At 59.3% G+C, this 3,325-nt stretch carries 1 protein-coding gene and 1 pseudogene; both read right to left on the bottom strand.

The features are described 5' to 3' along the window. The coding region (gene pheT / locus ACIPIZ_RS29455; protein WP_401169021.1) for a phenylalanine--tRNA ligase subunit beta at positions 1-2,369 on the bottom strand (2,369 nt) is incomplete at its 3' end. Between the two features lie 26 nt (positions 2,370-2,395). Beyond that, positions 2,396-3,325, bottom strand: a pseudogene (gene pheS, locus ACIPIZ_RS29450) (phenylalanine--tRNA ligase subunit alpha); the annotation flags it as partial.

The raw sequence follows: 3,325 nt of genomic DNA, 5'->3' as shown, positions 1-3,325 counted from the left end.
AACGTGGCGTTCAACCTGTGTTCGAGCGAGGTGAGGATATTTTGCGTCGTCGAATTCACCTCATCGTCATTAAGAGTGCGCGATGGATGCTGCCAGGTCAAGCCAACTGCAAGGCTTTTTCTATCAGGATCAATGCCTTTACCCTGATATACGTCAAACAGCCTGAGATCTGTGAGCCATTCGCCTGCATTTTCACGGATTACGTCCAGTACAGCCGAGGCTGCAACGTCTTTGTGCGCGATCAGTGCAAGGTCACGACGCACTTCAGGAAAGCGCGACAACTCGTGGAATTTCGGCATTTTACCGAGCGCCACTTCAGCCAGAACCAGCTCAAAAACGAATACGGGACGATCCAGACCCAAAGCTTTCGACAATTCCGGGTGGATAGCACCGATGAAGCCGACTTCACGCCCTTCTCGCTCGATGCGCGCGGTTTGACCCGGATGCAGCGCTGGGTGTTTGCCCGGTGCGAAGGTGAATGATTCCAGTGCACCGGCAAAGCCCAGCACCGCTTCCACGTCAGCTTTGACGTCGAAGAAGTCGACGGTGTCGCGACCTTGCGCCCAGCCTTCCGGCAGACGGCTACCGCAAACCACACCGGACAGCATCGGCTCTTGCTTCAGGCCTTCGAGCTGACCGACGAAGCGCAGACCGCTTTCGAACAGACGCACGCGATCCTGCTGGCGATTGAGGTTGTGCTGCAGCGCTTTGACCAGACCCGGCCACAGCGACGAGCGCATGGCTGCCATGTCATTGGAGATCGGATTGGCCAGCAACAGCGGCTCAACACCCGGATTGAACAGCTCGAACTGACGTGGATCGATGAAGCTGTAAGTGATCGCTTCCTGATAACCACGCGCGACCAGCAGACGACGCAGTTCCGGCAGATCGCTACGCGCTTCAGCCTTGGCTTGCGGCGCCAGGCGCGCTTGCGGGTAACGAACCGGCAGACGGTTGTAGCCGTACAGACGGGCCAGCTCTTCGATCAGATCGACTTCCAGGCTGATGTCGAAGCGATGGCTTGGTACTTCTACGCGCCACTGACCTTCACCGTCGGCAGTGATACCCAGACCCAGTCCGCCGAGCAAACGCTCGACTTGGGCTGAATCCATTTCCATACCGAGCATCTGGGTAATGCGCTGGGAACGCAGGGTGATCGGTGCGATCGACGGCAGGTGCTGCTCGCTCACGGTCTCGATGATCGGGCCGGCGTCACCACCAGTGATTTCCAGCAGCAGGCCAGTGGCGCGCTCCATGGCTTCACGGGCCAGTTGCCAGTCAACACCACGCTCGTAGCGGTGCGAAGCGTCGGTGTGCAGGCCGTACGAACGAGCCTTGCCCGCCACAGCAATCTGGTCGAAGAACGCACTTTCCAGGAATACATCGCGAGTGGTCGCGGAAACACCGCTGTGCTCGCCACCCATCACACCGGCAATCGCCAGGGCGCGAGTGTGGTCGGCAATCACCAGCGTATCGCTACGCAGGCTGACTTCCTGACCGTCGAGCAGCACCAGCTTCTCGCCCTCTTCCGCCATGCGCACGCAGATGCCGCCATTGATTTCGGCGAGATCGAAAGCGTGCAGAGGCTGCCCCAGTTCCAGCATCACGTAGTTGGTGATGTCGACGGCAGCGTCGATGCTGCGCACGTCGGCACGACGCAGACGTTCAACCATCCACAGCGGCGTAGGCTTGGACAGGTCAACGTTGCGGATAACGCGCCCCAGGTAGCGCGGGCATGCCGCAGGTGCCAACACTTCTACCGAGCGTACTTCGTCGTGCACGGCAGGAATGCTCATGACCACCGGACGAGTGACCGGCGCGTCGTACAGCGCACCGACTTCACGGGCCAGACCGGCCAGGGACAGGCAGTCGCCACGGTTCGGAGTCAGGTCGACTTCGATGCTGGCGTCTTCCAGATCCAGATACACGCGGAAATCTTTGCCCACCGGCGCATCGGCCGGCAGTTCCATCAGACCGTCGTTGCCTTCGCCAACCTGCAGCTCGGCTTGCGAGCACAGCATGCCGTTGGACTCAACGCCACGCAGCTTGGCTTTCTTGATTTTGAAGTCGCCCGGCAGTTCGGCACCGATCATCGCGAACGGGATCTTCAGGCCCGGACGCACGTTTGGCGCACCGCAGACGACCTGGAAGGTTTCCGCGCCATTGCTGACCTGGCACACGCGCAACTTGTCGGCATCAGGATGTTGCTCGGTGCTCAGCACCTCGCCCACCACCACACCACTGAAAACACCGGCGGCCGGCGTAACGCTATCGACCTCAAGACCGGCCATCGACAGACGAGCAACCAGCTCGTCGCGATTTACCTGCGGGCTAACCCAGCCACGCAGCCATTGTTCACTGAATTTCATCCTGCTCTCCTAAGAATTCGTTACGACTAGCGAAATTGCGCGAGGAACCGCAAGTCGTTGTCGAAGAACAGACGCAAGTCGTTCACGCCGTAACGGAGCATGGCCAGACGCTCGACGCCCATGCCGAAGGCAAAACCGGAGAACTCTTCCGGATCGATGCCGGACATGCGCAGTACGTTCGGGTGAACCATGCCGCAGCCCATCACTTCCAGCCAGCCAGTCTGCTTGCAGACGCGGCAGCCTTTGCCGCTGCACATCACGCATTCCATGTCGACTTCAGCGGATGGCTCGGTGAACGGGAAGTACGAAGGACGGAAACGTACGGCCAGTTCTTTTTCGAAGAACACCCGCAGGAACTCTTCGATGGTGCCTTTGAGATCGGCGAAATTGATGTCGCGATCGACCAGCAGGCCTTCGACCTGGTGGAACATCGGCGAGTGGGTGATATCGGAGTCGCTGCGGTACACACGGCCTGGGCAGACAATGCGGATCGGCGGCTGCTTCGATTCCATGGTGCGGACCTGTACCGGCGAGGTATGGGTGCGCAACAGCATGTTGGCGTTGAAATAGAAGGTATCGTGCATCGACCGGGCCGGGTGATGGCCTGGGATGTTGAGCGCTTCAAAGTTGTGATAGTCGTCTTCGACCTCTGGGCCTTCAGCGATGCCGTAGCCGATACGGGTGAAGAACTGTTCAACACGTTCCAGAGTCCGGGTTACCGGATGCAGACCACCGGAGGTCTGGCCACGGCCCGGCAACGTCACGTCAATGGATTCGGCAGACAGTTTGGCAGCCAGTTCGGCTTCTTCAAACAGGGCCATGCGCGCATTGAGTACGCCTGTGACACGTTCCTTGGCAACGTTGATCAGGGCGCCGACTTGCGGACGCTCTTCTGCCGGCTAATTTCCCAGGGTCTTCATCACCTGAGTCAATTCACCTTTTTTGCCAAGGTATTG

The sequence above is a fragment of the Pseudomonas sp. NPDC087690 genome (assembly GCF_044743175.1).
Taxonomy (GTDB): Bacteria; Pseudomonadota; Gammaproteobacteria; order Pseudomonadales; family Pseudomonadaceae; genus Aquipseudomonas.
The sequence above is the reverse complement of the archived record's forward strand: the minus strand, read 5'-3'. Positions and strand labels throughout refer to the sequence as shown.